The 16,073-nt window shown below is 73.4% G+C and carries 15 protein-coding genes; 7 read left to right on the top strand and 8 right to left on the bottom strand.

Going from position 1 to position 16,073, the window contains the following annotated elements; all coding sequences use genetic code 11:
• Nucleotides 1-58: 58 nt before the first annotated feature.
• The 4 genes from AB0B94_RS15410 to AB0B94_RS15425 all read right to left on the bottom strand — a co-directional run bounded on the left by AB0B94_RS15410 (nt 59) and on the right by AB0B94_RS15425 (nt 2,978).
• The gene (locus AB0B94_RS15410) at nt 59-766 is read right to left on the bottom strand and encodes an endonuclease/exonuclease/phosphatase family protein (protein WP_238667488.1); all 708 of its coding nucleotides are present in this window, start codon (nt 764-766) and stop codon (nt 59-61) included.
• Complete coding sequence (locus AB0B94_RS15415) at nt 763-1,710, bottom strand: ROK family glucokinase (protein WP_091407561.1); 948 nt, start codon at nt 1,708-1,710, stop codon at nt 763-765. The genes AB0B94_RS15410 and AB0B94_RS15415 overlap by 4 nt, the downstream gene beginning before the upstream one ends.
• Before the next feature lie 76 nt (nt 1,711-1,786).
• Nucleotides 1,787-2,491, bottom strand: coding sequence for a hypothetical protein (locus AB0B94_RS15420; RefSeq protein WP_357278247.1), 705 nt, complete (start codon nt 2,489-2,491; stop codon nt 1,787-1,789).
• A gap of 31 nt (nt 2,492-2,522) precedes the next feature.
• Complete coding sequence (locus AB0B94_RS15425) at nt 2,523-2,978, bottom strand: SRPBCC family protein (protein ID WP_238667422.1); 456 nt, start codon at nt 2,976-2,978, stop codon at nt 2,523-2,525.
• A gap of 119 nt (nt 2,979-3,097) precedes the next feature.
• Here AB0B94_RS15425 and AB0B94_RS15430 point away from each other — a divergent pair, with 119 nt between their 5' ends.
• The 7 genes from AB0B94_RS15430 to AB0B94_RS15460 all read left to right on the top strand — a co-directional run bounded on the left by AB0B94_RS15430 (nt 3,098) and on the right by AB0B94_RS15460 (nt 11,572).
• Complete coding sequence (locus AB0B94_RS15430) at nt 3,098-4,912, top strand: long-chain fatty acid--CoA ligase (RefSeq protein WP_357278254.1); 1,815 nt, start codon at nt 3,098-3,100, stop codon at nt 4,910-4,912.
• 14 nt (nt 4,913-4,926) lie between these two features.
• Nucleotides 4,927-6,618, top strand: a complete 1,692-nt coding sequence (locus AB0B94_RS15435) for a GAF domain-containing sensor histidine kinase (RefSeq protein WP_357278257.1) — start codon at nt 4,927-4,929, stop codon at nt 6,616-6,618.
• A 7-nt stretch (nt 6,619-6,625) separates the two neighbouring features.
• Nucleotides 6,626-7,294 (top strand): response regulator transcription factor, encoded by a 669-nt coding sequence (locus AB0B94_RS15440; RefSeq protein ID WP_030337723.1) that lies wholly within the window; start codon nt 6,626-6,628, stop codon nt 7,292-7,294.
• A 190-nt stretch (nt 7,295-7,484) separates the two neighbouring features.
• Nucleotides 7,485-8,294: an SAM-dependent methyltransferase gene (locus tag AB0B94_RS15445; protein WP_357278264.1), complete on the top strand. Its 810-nt coding sequence runs from the start codon at nt 7,485-7,487 to the stop codon at nt 8,292-8,294.
• 79 nt (nt 8,295-8,373) lie between these two features.
• Nucleotides 8,374-10,032, top strand: a complete 1,659-nt coding sequence (locus tag AB0B94_RS15450) for a bifunctional diguanylate cyclase/phosphodiesterase (RefSeq protein WP_357278518.1) — start codon at nt 8,374-8,376, stop codon at nt 10,030-10,032.
• A gap of 273 nt (nt 10,033-10,305) precedes the next feature.
• A complete protein-coding gene (locus tag AB0B94_RS15455; protein ID WP_357278269.1) occupies nt 10,306-10,890 on the top strand; it encodes a TetR/AcrR family transcriptional regulator in 585 nt (194 codons plus the stop codon).
• Between the two features lie 19 nt (nt 10,891-10,909).
• Complete coding sequence (locus AB0B94_RS15460; protein WP_357278274.1) at nt 10,910-11,572, top strand: lysophospholipid acyltransferase family protein; 663 nt, start codon at nt 10,910-10,912, stop codon at nt 11,570-11,572.
• Between the two features lie 13 nt (nt 11,573-11,585).
• Here AB0B94_RS15460 and AB0B94_RS15465 read toward each other — a convergent pair whose 3' ends face one another.
• The 4 genes from AB0B94_RS15465 to AB0B94_RS15480 form a co-directional block, all read right to left on the bottom strand.
• The gene (locus AB0B94_RS15465; protein WP_357278278.1) at nt 11,586-12,710 is read right to left on the bottom strand and encodes a glycosyltransferase family 4 protein; all 1,125 of its coding nucleotides are present in this window, start codon (nt 12,708-12,710) and stop codon (nt 11,586-11,588) included.
• Entirely contained in the window at nt 12,707-13,966 is a 1,260-nt protein-coding gene (locus AB0B94_RS15470) for a M48 family metallopeptidase (protein ID WP_357278283.1), read from the bottom strand. The genes AB0B94_RS15465 and AB0B94_RS15470 overlap by 4 nt, the downstream gene beginning before the upstream one ends.
• A gap of 102 nt (nt 13,967-14,068) precedes the next feature.
• Nucleotides 14,069-14,287, bottom strand: coding sequence for a hypothetical protein (locus AB0B94_RS15475; protein WP_357278288.1), 219 nt, complete (start codon nt 14,285-14,287; stop codon nt 14,069-14,071).
• Nucleotides 14,288-14,599: 312 nt separating this feature from the next.
• Nucleotides 14,600-16,051 (bottom strand): NYN domain-containing protein, encoded by a 1,452-nt coding sequence (locus AB0B94_RS15480; RefSeq protein WP_357278292.1) that lies wholly within the window; start codon nt 16,049-16,051, stop codon nt 14,600-14,602.
• Between the last annotated feature and the right edge of the window lie 22 nt (nt 16,052-16,073).

Genomic DNA, 16,073 nt, shown 5'->3' on the forward strand with positions numbered 1-16,073 from the left:
CCGGGCCGGATGTCCAGTCCTGAGCCGGACGCGCCGACGGTCGAGCCGGGGTCGGGGGTCAGCCGGTGGTGGGTAGCAGCAGGTCGACCAGGACCGGGAAGTGGTCGCTGGCCCGGCGGGTCTGCGGGGTGTCCACCACGTCGTAGTCCACCACCGTGATCCGCCGGTCGACGAAGAGCGCGTCGATGCGTCGGCGCGGGTCCGCGCAGGAGTAGGTGAGCCGCTCGGCCCGGTCGGCCGCCACCGCCGCGTCGGTCAACCCGCGCGACACGGTGGCCCAGGCGGGCCCGTCCGGCCCCTCGTTGAGGTCCGCCCCGGCCAGCACCGGGCTGGTCGCCGCGTCCAGGCCACGCTTGAACTCGGTGGCCTGGGAGGGCCGCTCGGCCGGGTCGGTGGACAGGTGCGACCCGGCGACTGTGAACCGGGCGTCACCGACCCGGCAGTCGGCGTACGCCGCGCCGCGCAGGTGCCGGCCGGGGGTCAGCGGGAAGCGCTGGCAGCGGGTGCCCAGCACCTGGACCCGCAGGCTGGTCAGGAGCAGGTTGCCCAGGGCGGGCAGTCCACCGGCGGCCACCACCAGACCGAACGACTCGGCCAACGTGGCGGACTTCTGTCGCCACCGGAACCGGCGCGGCCCCTCCTGCACGATCACCACGTCCGGCGTCGCGGCCCGGACCACCGCCGCCAGTGCGGCGGTGTCGTCGCGCTGGCTGTGGATGTTGTACGACACCACGCGCAGCGGCACGCCCATCCCGGACCGCCTCAGATCCGGCGGGCCAGGTCAGCGGCGCCAATCACCCCGGCGCTGTTGCCCAGCTCCGCCGGGAGCACCTCGGCCACCGGCAGGCGACCGCGCTGGGCGAGCGCGTCGAGGTACGAGCGGCGGGTGGGGCCGAGCAGCAGGTCACCGGCGTCGATCACGCCGCCGCCGACCACCAGTGTCTGCGGGTCGAGGATCTGCGCCATGTCGGCGAGGCTGGTGCCCAGCCACCGGCCGATCTGGGCGAACGCCTCGGCGGAGACCGGGTCGCCGCCCTGCGCGGCGGCGGTCACCATCGGGCCGGTGATCGCCTCGGCCTCCCCGCCGGCCAGCTTCAGCAGTGCGGTGGCCCGGTTGGGCTCCTGCCGGGCGCCGGCCCGGGCGAACCGCACCAGGGCGCTGCCGCTGGCGTACTGCTCGATGCAGCCCAGCCGGCCGCAGCCGCACTGGTGCCCGTCCGGCACGGCCAGCATGTGGCCCAGCTCGGCGGCGATGCCGTGCGCGCCGCGCATCAGGTCGCCGCCGAGGACGATGCCGCCGCCCACACCGGTGCCGATGGTGAACATGATCATCGAGTCGTCGGCGTCGCGGGCCGCGCCGTAGCGGAACTCGGCCCACGCGGCGACGTTCCCGTCGTTCTCCACGATCACCGGCAGCCCGACGGCCTCGCTGACGTACTCGCGCAGCGGTTCGTCACGCCAGGCCAGGTTGGGAGCGAAGAGCACTGTCGAACGGCTGGCGTCGATCCACCCGGCCGCGCCGATGCCGACGGCCTCGATGGTCCGCCCGGCAGCCAGCTCGCCGACCAACTCGATGATGACGTCGCGGGTCTTTGCCACGTCATCGGCGGGAGTGTCCCGTCGGGTCTGCACGAGGACCGTGCCGGTGTCGTCCACGACACCGCCGGCCACCTTCGTGCCACCGACGTCGACTCCGATGGTCAGCGTCACCGCTACCGCCCCCCTCTGCTGTGCTGTCCGGCCCGGGTTCCGGCACAGTGCCGGTCCGGGTCGGAAGGTCCCGCGCTCAGGCGCCGTCGCCCGATGCTTCCGCGTCGGCGTCATCGGGCACCCGCGAGGCGGGCACCACGGGACGGGTGGTCGGTGCCGGTACGGTCGCCGTCCCGGCCTCGTCGACGGGTGGTGCGGCGGCCGGGGCGAGTGGGTCCGCCGTCCGGGTGGCGACCGACCAGACATCCCGCTCCGGCGCCGGCTGAGAATCATGCCCGGTACGGGTGGCATCGCGCCACACGTGGTCGTCGACTGTCGCGGTGGGCGGGGCGCTCGGAGCGGGCTCGGGGAGCACGTCGTCGGTGCTCGCGGCGGGTGCCGGCGAGGGCGGGCTGGTCTGTTCGGCGGCCGGCTCGGCGGGGCTCGGCGCGGCCGGTTCCGTCGGGGAGAACGCGCGGAGCAGGCTGGCGACGCCCGCGGCGAGGTCTCCGGCGCCGGTAGCGAGCCGCTCGGCGAATTCCGGACTCGGGTCCCGCAACGCGGCGATGCCCCGACAGACCGGGCAGACGCAGCATTCGGCCGAACCGGTGGCGAAAGCACCACCGGCGCCGGGGCGGGCGTCAGGCCCGGCGCTGTGACCGAGGACACCGGACAGCATCCCGCCCAACGAGCCGAGCGCGCCGCCCGCCGAGCCGGCGGAGGCCAGTCGCGCCCCCGCCAGCAGGGTGGCGACCAGCCGCTCCGCCTCTTCCCGGGCCGAACCCGGATCCGTTCCGCCCACCGTCGGCTCCTCTACCGTGCCACCGGACACGTCACTGCGCCGCACCGGTTGCTTCTACCCGGCGCTTGAGCTGCTTCAACGCGGTGTCCATGATCATCTTCTCGGCTTTGCGCCGAAACATCCCGAGCATGCCGACCGACAGGTCGACCTCCAGCGTGTAGGTCACCGTCGTGCTGCCGTCCTGGTTACCCACCAGGTCGTACGAACCACGCTGGGCCTTCTGCATCTTCGACGGGGCGACCAGGTGCCACTCGATCCGGGAGAGGTCCTCGGCGTACTCGTAGGCGAGCACGTACTCGTCGGCCATCACCCCGGCGTCGATGGTGAATCGCACCTGACTGGCGTAGCCGTCCTCGTACTCCTCGACGACCTCGGCGCGGCGCACCGCCTCGGTCCACTCCGGGTAGCGCGCGAAGTCGCAGATGACCGCCGTCACCCGATCCGGTGCGGCGCCGATGATGATCGACTGGGTGGAGGAGTCCGCCATGGGGGGAGGCTACCCGCCTCCTGGTTGTCTCACCCCGACCGCCCGCCGGGTAGGTTTCGACACATGCCGACGCCCACGGCGGCGGCCAGCCCGACCAGTGCGAGCACGAAGGAGTGCAGGTGCGCGAGTTCTCCGTCCCGCCGATCGTCACCGTTGGCGACGCGGCCAACCTCACCGATCCGGTCTGGGACAACGCCGAAGTCGCGCCCGACACCGTCCAGTTCGCCCGCCCCACTCCGCGCACCGACGGCACCGTCACCGAGTGGACCGAGGTGACCTGCCTCCAGTTCCGCGACGAGGTGGCCGCCGTGGCCCGCGGGCTGATCGCCGCCGGCATCGAGCCCGGCGTCCGGGTCGGGCTGATGAGCCGCACCCGCTACGAGTGGACGCTGCTGGACTACGCCATCTGGGCCGTCGGCGCGGTGACCGTACCGATCTACGAGACGTCCAGCGCCGAGCAGGCCGCGTGGATCCTCGAGGACTCCAACGCGGTCGCCGTCGTGGTGGAGAGCGAGGCGCACGCCGCACTGGTCGCCGGTGTCCGGCACCGGCTGCCCGACCTGAGCCAGGTCTGGCAGATCGACAGCGGCGGCGTCGACGAGCTGGTCAGCACCGGCACCGCGACCGAGCTGGCCGAGGTCGAGCGGCGGCGCAAGGCCGTCCGCGCCGACGACCTGGCCACGATCATCTACACCAGCGGCACCACCGGCCGGCCCAAGGGCTGCGTGCTCACCCACCGCAACATGTACGCCGACATCGCCAACGCGGTGCCGGTGCTGCCGAACCTGTTCAACGCCGGCGCGAGCACCCTGCTCTTCCTTCCGCTGGCGCACGCCTTCGCCCGGCTCATCCAGATCGGCGTCGTGCAGGCGCGGGCCACCATGGCGCACTGCGCCGACACCAAGAACCTGGTCGCCGAGCTGCAGGCGTTTCGACCCACCTTCGTGCTCTCGGTACCCCGGGTCTTCGAGAAGGTCTACAACGCCGCCAAGCAGAAGGCCGAGGCGGACGGCAAGGGTGGCGTCTTCGCCCGCGCCGAGCAGGTCGCCATCGCGTACAGCGAGGCGCTGGAGACCCCGGGCGGACCTGGCCTGGCGCTGCGCGCCCAGCACGTGGTCTTCGACCGGCTGGTCTACCGCAAGCTGCGCGCCGCGCTCGGCGGACGGTGCCGGGACGCGATCTCCGGCGGCGCGCCACTCGGCGCCCGGCTCGGCCACTTCTTCCGGGGCATCGGCGTGACGGTCCTGGAGGGCTACGGCCTCACCGAGACCTCGCCCGCCGCCGCCGCGAACCTGCCCAGCGGCACCCGGATGGGCAGCGTCGGCCGTCCGCTGCCCGGTGTCACGGTGCGGATCGAGGACGACGGCGAGATCCTGATCTCCGGTGCGCTGATCTTTCAGGGCTACTGGCGCAACGAGACGGCGACTGCCGAGACGATCAGCGCCGACGGCTGGTTCCGCACCGGCGACCTGGGCCAGCTCGACTCCGACGGCTACCTGAGCATCACCGGCCGCAAGAAGGAGCTGATCGTCACCGCCGGCGGCAAGAACGTCGCCCCGGCGGTACTGGAGGACCTGGTCCGGGCGCACCCGTTGATCAGCCAGTGTGTCGTGGTCGGCGACCGGAAGCCGTTCATCGCGGCGCTGGTCACCGTCGACGAGGAGGCGCTGCCGACCTGGCTGGAGAGCGCCGGGATGCCCCTCGACACCCCTGTCGAGCAGCTGCGCGAGCACGAGAGCCTCCGCAAGGAGATCCAGGCCGCGATCGACGCCGCGAACCGGGCCGTGTCGAAGGCCGAGGCGATCAAGGTGTTCCGGGTCCTGCCCCGCGACTTCACCGAGGCGACCGGCGAGCTGACCCCGTCGCTCAAGGTCAAGCGCCAGGTTGTCCACAAGACGTACGCGGCGGAGATCGCCGATATCTACCGAGGCTGACTACCATCCGTCACGTGCCCGCATCCACAGCCACCGCCCCGCACCCGCATCCCCTCGCCGCGGCCGCCCGCGTGGTGATGCTGGCGCTGGTCGCCATCCTGACCCTGTTCGCCACCCGCGACGTCACCCAGCTGTGGTGGATCGCGCTGCTGGCGGTGGCCGGGCTGCCGTCACTGCTGGCACCGCAGCACCGGCTGGTCGGCCCGCTGAGCCGGGTGGCCGAGGTGCTGGTGCTGGGGCTGGCCGCGAGCCACGTCGCCGCTGTGGCGTCGATCGGTGGCACTGTCGACGGCCTGGGCGCCTCGGCGGTGCTGCCCTACCTGGCGGTCCCGGTGACAGTCACCGCGCTGCGCCGCCGCTTCCCGGAGGGCGCCGCGCTGCTCGTGGTCACCGCCGCCACCCTGCTGCTCAGCGGCGCGCTGACCCGGGTCGACGGTGGTCTCCAGCTCGGCCAGCTGGGTTACCTCGCGGTCTGCGCGCAGTGGCTGATCCTGGCGGCGCTGGGGCTCTATGCCGCCGGCACGCTGCACCGGGTGATGGCGGTCCGCGGTGAGGGCAAACCCCAGCCGTACGCCGAGGCGACCCGGCTGCTGACCCAACTGCGAACGGTGGCCCGGCAGCTGCCCGGGGCGACCCTGGACCCGGGCGGCATCTCCGAGCACCTGCTGGAGGAGCTGCGGACGGTGGCCCGCGCGGACCGGGGCGCGGTGCTGTCGGCCAGCGGCGGCGGTCGGCTCGTGGTGCTCGCCCAGGCCGGTGTCGACCGGGTGGACTGGGAGACGACGCTGGACGCCGACTCGGCGATCGCCGACGCCTGGGCCACCCAGCAGGCCACCACCGCCGCCCGGTCGCAGTCCCGCTCGCACCGCGGCGGCGACGTGTCCGCGCTGATCATTCCGCTGGTCGCCGGGGTGCGCACCGTGGGTCTGGTGGTGCTGGAGGCCGACGCCGCGCACGCGTACCCACCACCGGTGGTGTCCCGGGTGACCGCGCTGACCCGCCCGGCCGCGCTGCGGCTGGAGGCGGCGCTGCTCTTCGACGAGGTGCGCTCACTGGCCACCAACGAGGAACGGCAGCGGCTGGCCCGGGAGATCCACGACGGGGTGGCCCAGGAGCTGGTGATGGTCGGCTACGGCATCGACAACGCCCTGGCCACCGTCTTCGACGACGCCGACGAGACCGCCGAGGCCCTGCGTACGCTGCGCGGCGAGGTGACCCGGGTGATCCAGGAGCTGCGGCTGAGCCTCTTCGAGTTGCGCAGCGAGGTGGACCGGCAGGGTGGGTTGGCCGCGGCGATCGCCGAGTACGCGCGCACCGTGGGCGCGTCCGGCGGGCTGCGGGTGCACCTCTCGCTGGACGAGTCCACCGCCCGGTTGCCGGCCGCCACCGAAGCCGAGTTGCTGCGCATCGCGCAGGAGGCGGTGACCAACGCGCGCAAGCACGCCGGGGCGTCGAATTTGTGGGTCACGTGTGAGGTCGACCCCCCGTACGCGCAAATAGAAGTGTCGGATGACGGTCAGGGGATGGCTGACCAGCGCCCGGACGGACGGTACGGTCTTGCGATCATGGCCGAGAGGGCGGAACGTATCCGGGGCCGGTTGGAGATCAGGCCGCGGCAACCCAGCGGCACGACCGTGGCGGTGGTTCTCGGCACCTCGGCCCGGCGCGATAACGTGCGCGGCAGCGCAGCACCAGAAGGGGAGTAACCCGAGGATGACCACAAGTCCGATACCGGCCACCCGTACCAAGGTCCTCCTTGTCGACGATCATGACCTGATTCGCAAGGGTTTGCGGCACGCCTTCGAGCGCGACCGCCAGTTCGAGGTCGTCGGTGAGGCGGCCACGGCGGCGGAGGGAGTACGCCAGGCCGGCGCCTTGCAGCCGGACGTGGTGATCATGGATCTGCGGCTGCCCGACGGCAGCGGCCTGGAGGCCACCCGCGCGCTGCGCAAGTCCAGCGCGTCGATGGGCATCGTGGTGCTGACCATGTACGCCGGCGACGACCAGCTCTTCGGAGCCCTGGAGGCCGGCGCGAGCGCCTTCGTGCCGAAGACCGCCCCGGCCGACGAGGTGGTGGCCGCCGCCCGGCACGCCGCCTCCTCCCCCAGCGCGTTCACCGCGGCCGACCTGGCCGAGGCGATGAAGCGCCGGCTCGCCCCGTCCGGCCCGCAGTTGTCTCCGCGGGAGGGGCAGGTGCTGCGGCTGCTCGCCGACGGGATGAGCGTGGCGGGCATCGCCAAGCAGCTGTTCGTCAGCGAGTCCACGGCGAAGACGCACATCTCGAAGCTCTACGAGAAGCTCGGCGCGGCCAACCGGGCGCAGGCCCTGATGACCGCGCTCCGGCTGGGCCTGCTCGAGGCACCGGACGCGCCGAAGTTCTGACAGGCCTCCCGCTCGTCGAGCGGGACGACACGACCGACGGTCCGCGCCAGCTTCTCCCCGGCGCGGACCGTCGCGCATCGACCGACGTCGGCGAGCAACCTTCGGCGCGCTATGGTCTGGCGTGCGTGGCGGGTGCACAATACCCGCGCGGGCGACGATGCTCGCGTCGCGGATTCGAGGGGTGAAACGCATGCAGCGGCCGGACTGGGCACCCGACACCATCGACATCGAGCGCCCTAGCGTCGCGCGGATGTACGACTACTACCTCGGCGGCTCGCACAACTTCGCCGCCGACCGGGCCGCCGCGCAGGCCATGGTCGCCGCGGTGCCCGAGGCACCTCTGATGGCCCAGGCCAACCGGGCGTTCCTGCGTCGCGCCGTGCACCACCTTGCCGACGCCGGGATCAAGCAGTTCCTGGACATCGGTTCGGGCATCCCGACGGTCGGCAACGTGCACGAGATCGCCCAGCAGCTCGACCCGCAGTCGCGAGTGGTCTACGTGGACGTCGACCCGGTGGCGGTGGCGCACAGCCGCGAGATCCTCGCCGGCAACGAGCAGGCCGCAGTCGTACAGGAGGACCTGCGCAACCCGGAGGCGATCCTGGCCCATCCGGACGTCCGCAAGCTGCTCGACCTGAGCCAACCGGTGGCCGTGATGGTCGTGGCCGTCCTGCACTTCGTCCCCGACGACGACCGGCCTGCGGAGCTGCTGCGGACGCTGCGGGACGCGTTGGCGCCCGGCAGCTACCTGGTGCTGTCGCAGGCCAGCGACGACGGGCGCAGCGAGGACGAACGCGCCGAGGCGGAGCGGGTCTACCGGCGCACCGACAACCCGCTGTCGGTGCGCAGCCGTGCCGAGCTGACCACGCTCTTCGACGGCTTCGAGCTGCTCGACCCCGGCGTGGTCTGGGTGCCCCAGTGGCGACCGGACACCCCGGAGAGCGCGGAGGACGCCGAGCGCGCGGTCTTCATGGGCGGCGTCGGGCGCCTCGGTGGCTGAGCCGCCCGGGGCGAACCCCTGCCCGGGGACGTTCGCCCGGGCCTGGGCGAAGGCGGTCTCCGGCACCAGCTACCTACCGATGACCCAGGCCCAGTTGGAGTCCCTGCTGGACCGGCTCACCGGGCAACTGGCCGGGGCGTTGCTCACCGAGCCGTTCGACCTGCGTGCCGGGCACCGGGTCGGCGCCGAGTTGGTCGCCGCGCACATCGCTTCCGCCGAGGGGCTGGGTCGTACCGTCGAGGTCATCCAACTCCGCCTGGTGCGCGACCTGGGGTTGGTGGCCGAGGACGTCGAGGACCGGATGGCCCGGCTGCTGGCGGCCGTGACGACCGGCTACGCCCGCGCGCTGCGCGACCGGACCCTCGACGAACAGGAGTCGATCCGCCGCGCCGCCATGCGGGCCCGCACCCAGGCCGAGCGGGCGCTGCGGGCCAGCGAGGCCCGGTTCCGACATCAGGCCACCCACGACCCGCTCACCGGCCTGCCCAACCGGACGCTGTTCACCGAACGGCTCGCCGCGGCGCTCAACGAGCCGGGCCGGGGCGCGCAGCGGGTCGGGGTGTGCTTCCTGGACCTGGACCGCTTCAAGGTGGTCAACGACACGCTCGGGCACCAGATCGGTGACCTGCTGCTGGCCACTGTGGCCGAGCGGCTGCGCAAGTCAATGGGTGAGCACCTGGTGGCCCGGCTCGGCGGCGACGAGTTCGTCATTCTGGTGGAACGCACCGCCGGCACCGACGACATGGTGGCGGTGGCCGAGACCGCGCTCGCCGCGGTACGCACACCGGCCCTGGTCGACGGGCACGAGCTGCAGATATCGGCGAGCATCGGCATCGTCGAGCGCCAGGTGGCCGGGGCCAACCCCACTGACCTGATGCGGGCCGCCGACAGCACCCTGCACTGGGCGAAGTCCGCCGGTGGGGCGCGCTGGGCGCTGTACGACGCCGAGCGCAACCAACGTGAACTGGCCCGGTACGCGCTCTCCGCGGCCATCCCGGCGGCGTTGGAGCGGGGCGAGTTCTACCTCGACTACCAGCCGCTGACCTCACTGCGCGACGGCAGCCTGGTCGGCGTGGAGGCGCTGGTCCGATGGCGGCACCCCGAGTTGGGAGTGCTGCGCCCGGACAGCTTCATCGGGTTGGCCGAGGAGACCGGCCTGATCGTCCAGTTGGGCGGTTGGGTGTTGGCCGAGGCGTGCCGCGAGGCCGAGGCGTGGTCGGCCGGGGGTGCCGCCGCGCCCTTCGTCAGTGTCAACCTGGCGGTGCGGCAGGTGCACCGGCCCGGGTTGGTGCAGGAGGTCCGCGCGCTGCTGCGGCGGACCGGCCTGCCACCGGAGCGGCTCCAACTGGAGATCACCGAGAGCACGATGATGAGCACCGCCGAGGAGCCGGTCCGCGCCCTGCGGGTCCTCGCCGACCTCGGGGTCCGCATCGCCATCGACGACTTCGGCACCGGTTACAGCAACCTGGCGTACCTGCGGGATCTGCCGGTGACCGAACTGAAGGTGGCCGGGGAGTTCGTGGCGGGCCTGCGGTCGCCCTCCGTCGGCCGCACCGACGAGCGGATCCTCGCCTCCCTGGTCTCGCTGGCGCACGCGCTGGACCTGACCGTCACCGCCGAAGGGGTGGAGACCGCCGGGCAGGCCGAGCGGCTACGCGCGATCGGCTGCGACGCGGCTCAGGGCTGGCACTTCGGCCGCCCGGCCCCCGCGGATCGCATCCTGGCCCGCATCCGCTGAGCCTCGGCCCGCCCACGCCCCAACCGTTCCCGCCCACTCCCCCAACTACGGCTCACCCCGACGTCACGAAACCCGCAGGGGAGCAGCCGTGGGGTCGAGCGGACTGCGCGGGGCCGGATACTCCGTTGAGCGTGATGCCTGTGAGTCATCTTGATGACTCACAGACATCACGCTGATCCCGGAAAGGCATCCGCAGGTCACCGAGACACGCTTGCTTGAGCCAACCCCACCGCCGAGGTAGACGGCGTCTACTGTTGCTGGTAGACAGTGTCTATGGACGCGGACGAGACAGGGCTGCGGGCCCGGTTGGTGGCCGCCGGGGTGGACCTGGTGCTGCGCGAAGGCCAGTCGGCGGTGTCGCTGCGGGAGATCGCCCGTAGTGCCGGGGTCTCGCACGGCGCACCGCGCCGCTACTTTCCCACCCACGTCGACCTGCTCTCCGCCATCGCCCGGGAGGGCTTCGCCGACCTCACCGCCCGGGTCGAGCGAACGTTGCGCGACGCCGACCCGGACCCCCGTACCCAATTGACGGCGTTGGCCCGGACGTACCTGGACTTCGCGGCGGCGCACCGCGGCATGTTCGAGCTGATGTTCCGCCACGACCTGCTGGACAGCGGCCGACTGCGGCTGCGCGAGACGAGCCTGCCGCTCTTCGCCGTGCTGGCCGATCTGGTGGCGCAGGCGCGCCGGCCCACCGACGCGCCAGCGGCAGTGCTGGCCGGCGCGCTGTGGGCGAACCTGCACGGCATCGCCCAACTCTGGGCCTGGGGCAGCCTCCCGCTGGCCACCGGCGCCACCGACGACGATGCCCTGCTGCGCGCCGCGTTGGACGCCCACCTCGGCCCGGCGCCGGCCTGAAACCCGACCCGGAGGACACGTGCCCCTGCTGTACGACGTCACCAAGCTGACCGTCGGCGCCGCGCTGCGGTTTGGCTGGCAGCCCCGGGTGGAAGGGCTTGAGCATCTGCCCCGACACGGCGGCGCGATCCTCGCCGGCAATCACCTCTCCGTCGCCGACGAGTTGTTTCTCGTCACCTCGACACCCCGACACGTCACCTTCTGGGCGAAGGTCGAGTACTTCAACGGCCGGGGTCCGGCCGGGTGGCTCAACCGGCGGATCGTCGCGGGCATGGGCGCCATCCCGGTCGACCGCGCCGACGGCCGGGCCGCCCTGCGCGCCCTCGACGCGGCCGTCCCGGTGCTGCGCGCCGGCGGCCTGGTCGCCGTCTACCCGGAGGGCACCCGTTCCCCGGACGGGCGGCTCTACCGGGGCCGGGTCGGGATGACCCGACTGGCCCGCGACGCCGGGGTGCCGATCATCCCGGTGGGTGTGCTCGGCACCGCCGAGGTGCTGCCGGTCGACGCTCGGCTGCCCCGTCGACACCCGATCACCCTGCGGTTCGGCCCGCCGATCCCGGTCGCCGAACGGATCAACGGGCCGCGGGACATCCGAACTGTCACCGACGAGGTGATGGCGGCGATCCAGCAGCTCACCGGCCAGGAGTACGTGCCGCGCTACGCGCCCGCCCGGGAGAGCTGAACGCGGGCGGCGATCAGCCGGCGAGCAGTGCCGCCATGCGTTCCGCCTGCGCCTCCCAGCGCCACTCCCGTTCCACCCACGCCCGGCCGGCCGCGCCCAGCTGACGGGCCAGGTCCCGGTCGGCGAGCAGCCGGGCGACCCGGTCGGCGAGCTGGGCGACATCCCGACCGCGCACGACGTAGCCGGTCTCCCCCTCCCGGACCGCGTCCGGCGCGCCCCCGGAGTCACCGGCCACCACCGGCAGACCGGCCGCGGATGCCTCCAGGTAGACGATGCCCAGCCCTTCGACGTCGAGGCCACGGTTGCGGGTGCGGCACGGCATCGCGTAGACGTCACCGGCCGCGTAGTGCGCCGGCAACTCGACCGACGGCACCGTGCCGGTGAACACCACATCCCGTTCCACACCGGTCTGGCGGGCCAGCTTCTCCAGGGTCGCCCGGTACGGCCCGCCACCGACGATCAGCAGCGCTGCGTCGGGCACCCGGCGGCGGATCTCCGGCAGCGCCCGGATCAGGGTGTCCTGACCCTTGCGCGGCACCAGCCGGGACACACAGACGACCACCGGCCGGTCGGTCAACCCGAGCCGGGCCCGGACCTGTTCACCGTCCACGCTCGGGTGGTAGGTGTCCACGTCGACCCCCGGCGCGAGACGGCGCAGCTCGGTCACCCCGTCCAGCACCCGGGCCAACCGGCTACGGGTGTACTCGCCGAGATAGGTGGTCACGTCCACACCCCGACCGATGCGCCGCAGCGCCGGCCGGGCGGCCGGCACCGCCGCCCAACCGATCTCGTGGCCATGGGTCTGCGCCACCACCCGGCGGATGCCGGCGCGCCGCCGCAGGCCGGCCGCGAGAAGGCCCAACGGGGCCGCCGCGCCGAACCACACGGTGTCGCAGTCGTACGCGCGAGCCAACCGGGCCGCCCTGCGGGCGATCAACGGGGTGGGCAGCAACACCCTGGTACGTTCCCGGATCACCTCGAACGGCTGGTCGGCGTCGAACTTCGCTGCGCCGCGCCAGCTCGACGCGTAGACGACCACCGAGCCGGCCGGTTGACGGACCGCGAGGTTGTGCACGAACGACTGGATCCCACCCGGACGGGGCGGAAAGTCATTGGTGATCAGCAGGGTGCGGTTCATCGGCCGGCCTCCCGGGCGTACGCGCGGGCGGCGGCCATCCGCTCCACTGTCGACGGATGTGAGGCCGAATAGAGGTATTCCCAGCGGGGCGGGTCGGGGTCGCCGAGGTTGACCGAGCCGAGCCGGCGCTGCATCGACTCGAACGACTCCGGGTCGTTGGTGAGCGCGAGCGCGTGCGCGTCGGCCCGCGCCTCCACCCGGCGGGACATCAGCGCCTGCGCCGGAGCGGCAACCAGCCCGGCCACCGTGACCAGGGCAACCAGCAGCGGGAACGCGCGCGGCTGGGCCACCGAGTCGACACCCGCCAGCCGCAGCAGCGGCCCCCACGAGCCCAGCAGGTAGAGCGCCACCACGGCGGCCGCGGCGCCCAGCGCCCCGGTCAGCGTGCCGGCCGCCACGTCGGAGTCCTTCGCGTGCCCCAACTCGTGCGCCACGACGGCGGTCACCTCGGCCGGGGTCGCCTCACGCAGCAGCGTGTCGTAGACGACCACCCGTCGGGTCGGCCCGAGGCCGGAGACGTACGCGTTGACCGCCCTGGTGCGCCGGGAGGCGTCGGCGACCAGCACGTCACGCACCGGCACGCCGTCGCGGGCGGCCATGCTCATCAGCTCGGTGCGCAACGGGCCCTGCTCCATCGGGGTGAACCGGTTGAACACCGGCTCCACCAGCACCGGCAACACGAACGACAGCAGCCCCACAAGCACCGCGGCGCCGGCCGCACCGAACGCCCACCACCAGCGTGGCGCGAGCCGGATGACCGCGTAGAAGGCGAACAGCGCCACCGCGCCGATCACCGCGCTGACGGCGTACGACTTGAGCAGGTCGACAGCCCAGCCGCTCCAACCGTTGGTGCTCAACCCGTAGCGGGTGAGCACGCTCTGCCGCCAGGCGGCGAACGGGAGCGTCACCAGGTCGGCGACGAGCACCACCGCCAACCCGCCGAGCACAGCCTGCGCCGCCCAGTGCCCACCGAACGGCCGGCCCACCAGCTCGACCAGGCGACCGCCCAACGGGGTCAACCCGAGCGCGAGGGCGATCAGCAGCCCAACGGCGAGCGCGGCGTAGCCACCGGGACGCAGCGCGGCCCGGAACTCCCGCCCCTTGGCCACCTGCTCGGCCGGCAGGTCGCCCAGCGCGGCGAGCTGGTCGGCCCGGGGTGCCGGCGGGCGGTGCCACGGGATGAGCAGCGCGGCCAGCACGACCAGCGCGAGGGCCAGCCCGGCCAGGGTCAGCAGCGCCCAACCGCGCGGGGTCACCGCGTCACCACCAGTTGTTCCCCGTTCATCGCGCCGCTCCTCCCGCCGTGACCGCTCATCCTATGGCCCGCGAAAAGCCCGCTTCCGGGCGCGGTGTCGCGCTCAGGCGACGCGGCGGGTGGCACGAGGGCGAGCTGCCTGCGGGCGCGCGGGCGCGGCCAGCACCTCCACGTCGAAGCCGGCCCGGGCGAGCACCTCGATGGCCTCGACCTCGGCGGCGACCAGCCCGGCCGCCGGGGACGTCTCGTCGAACAGGGCGGTCAGCGGGCAGCCGGAACAGCCGTCGGCCCGCTTCGCGCACCCGTCGCAGTCGATGAGCATCACGCCCTCCTGATCGGCTCGCGGCGCTCGGGCGACTCCTGCCGTCGCCGAGCGAGCACCGTCGGTGACATCGACACTAACCACCGGGTACGACAGGAACCCCGTCCGACCGCCCGTTTCGGGGCTAGATCCACTCCAGATCAGCGATATCGGGGTATCCCACCCGGCCGGAACCCGCGACATCAAGGAACCGGCGCCGGGCCCGGCGGCTACCGCCCACCTGACCGGCGGCCGGCCGAGCGCCGAAGACGAGTAGCCGTTGGGCCGAGCAGCCGGCCGGGACCGACCCGTCGACCTGTCGGCCCGCTGCGCTCAGGAGCGGGCGAGCCGCCGCAGCAGCGAGTCAGCGCCCAGCGGGTACGCGCCGTGCCGGCGTACCCCGTCGGCGACCTCGCGGTCCGACGAGACCACGACCACCGGCCGGCCCGCCGGCTCGGCGCGGACCAGTCGCCGGATCAGCTCGTCGGCGGTCTCACCCTTGCGGGAGAAGAGCACCCGTACGCCGCGCGGCGCGGGCGGCAGCCCGTGCATCCGCTCGGCGCCGTCGAAGACCACTGTGACTTCGTCGCCGGTCTGCGCGGCGATCCCGCCCAGCCCGGTGATCAGTCGTTTGCGCTGCTGCTCCAGGGACATCTCGCCGAAGCCACGCTTGGTGACGTTGTAACCGTCCACCACGAGGTGCGCCCGGGGCAGGGCGAGCAACTGGTCGAGCCGGGCCGGGTCGTCGGTGTCGCGGGCGCGGGCGGCGGGGCCGGCCGGGGCGGTGCCCGGCTGCTCGGCGAACGCGTCGGCGACGAAGTCGGCGGGGAGCTTGTCCACCGGGTCGAGCGCCAACTCCCGGCGCAGCCCGACGGCGGCCTGGCCGATGGTCTCCAGGAGCAGCCAGAGCCGGGCGTCGTCGACCGAGCGCGCCTCCTTGGCGCTGGCCCGCGCCACCCCGGCGGCGGCCTCGGCCTCGGCCAGCCGGGCCCGGGCGCGGCGGAGTTCGGCGTCCACGTCGGCGCTGGCCCGGGCGGCCCGGCCGCGCTCGGTGGCCAGCAGCTCGGTGGCCTTCCGCTCACGGGCCTGGGTCTCCCGCAGGGCGCGGGCCACCTGTCGGGACTCCTCACGGAGCTGACCCAGCTCCTCGCGGACGCGGGCCAACTCGTCGCGGAGCTTCTCGGCCTCGACCCGGGCCACAGCGCGGTCGTGCTCGGCCCGGGTGGCCCGCTGCTCGGCCTCGCGGACCAACTCGGCGACGACGGCGCTGTCCGCCTCGGCGCGCACGGCCGCGCCGCTGGCGTCGATCAGCTCCCGCCAGCCGCGGGGCCGGGCCAGGTAGGCCAGCGCGGCCACCTCGACCGGGTCGGCGGCGGCCGGCGCGGTGCCCTCGACCACTGCCGCGCCGAGGTCACCGGCGTCGGACAGGACCCGCGCGGTGACCCGCTGCCGGAACAACGGGTCGGCGGTGAGCTGGGCGGCGATGACCGGCGCGCCGAGCCGGGCACGGCGATTGGGGGCGAACTTGGCCACCCGGCGCAACGGCACCGGGACCTCGTCGGTGGGGAGGGTGGGCAGCACCGCGGCGGTCAGCGTCACGATCCGCTGCCGGACCGGCTCGGGCAGGGTCGGCTCCGGCTCGGCGCTGTGGCCGTCGTCCGTCGCCGGGTCCGATGCGCCCGATGTGTCGGTGACTACGTTGTCGTCCGGGTTGCCCACCGCACCGTCGAGCGCGACCGGATCCTCCTGCGGGAGGTGGTCGTCGTGCGGCTCGGTGAGGGGCATGTGGCAAGTCTCCCACCGCGAC

This window comes from Micromonospora sp. NPDC048986 (genome assembly GCF_040649335.1).
In the GTDB taxonomy this organism is placed as follows: domain Bacteria; phylum Actinomycetota; class Actinomycetes; order Mycobacteriales; family Micromonosporaceae; genus Micromonospora; species Micromonospora alfalfae.

Coding starts and splice junctions, on each gene's coding strand:
- AB0B94_RS15425 (WP_238667422.1), bottom strand. CDS start 2,978: ATGGCGGACTCCTCCACCCAGTCGATCATCATCGGCGCCGCACCGGAT.
- AB0B94_RS15440 (WP_030337723.1), top strand. CDS start 6,626: ATGACCACAAGTCCGATACCGGCCACCCGTACCAAGGTCCTCCTTGTC.
- AB0B94_RS15445 (WP_357278264.1), top strand. CDS start 7,485: ATGCAGCGGCCGGACTGGGCACCCGACACCATCGACATCGAGCGCCCT.
- AB0B94_RS15450 (WP_357278518.1), top strand. CDS start 8,374: ATGACCCAGGCCCAGTTGGAGTCCCTGCTGGACCGGCTCACCGGGCAA.
- AB0B94_RS15455 (WP_357278269.1), top strand. CDS start 10,306: ATGGACGCGGACGAGACAGGGCTGCGGGCCCGGTTGGTGGCCGCCGGG.
- AB0B94_RS15465 (WP_357278278.1), bottom strand. CDS start 12,710: ATGAACCGCACCCTGCTGATCACCAATGACTTTCCGCCCCGTCCGGGT.
- AB0B94_RS15475 (WP_357278288.1), bottom strand. CDS start 14,287: ATGCTCATCGACTGCGACGGGTGCGCGAAGCGGGCCGACGGCTGTTCC.
- AB0B94_RS15480 (WP_357278292.1), bottom strand. CDS start 16,051: ATGCCCCTCACCGAGCCGCACGACGACCACCTCCCGCAGGAGGATCCG.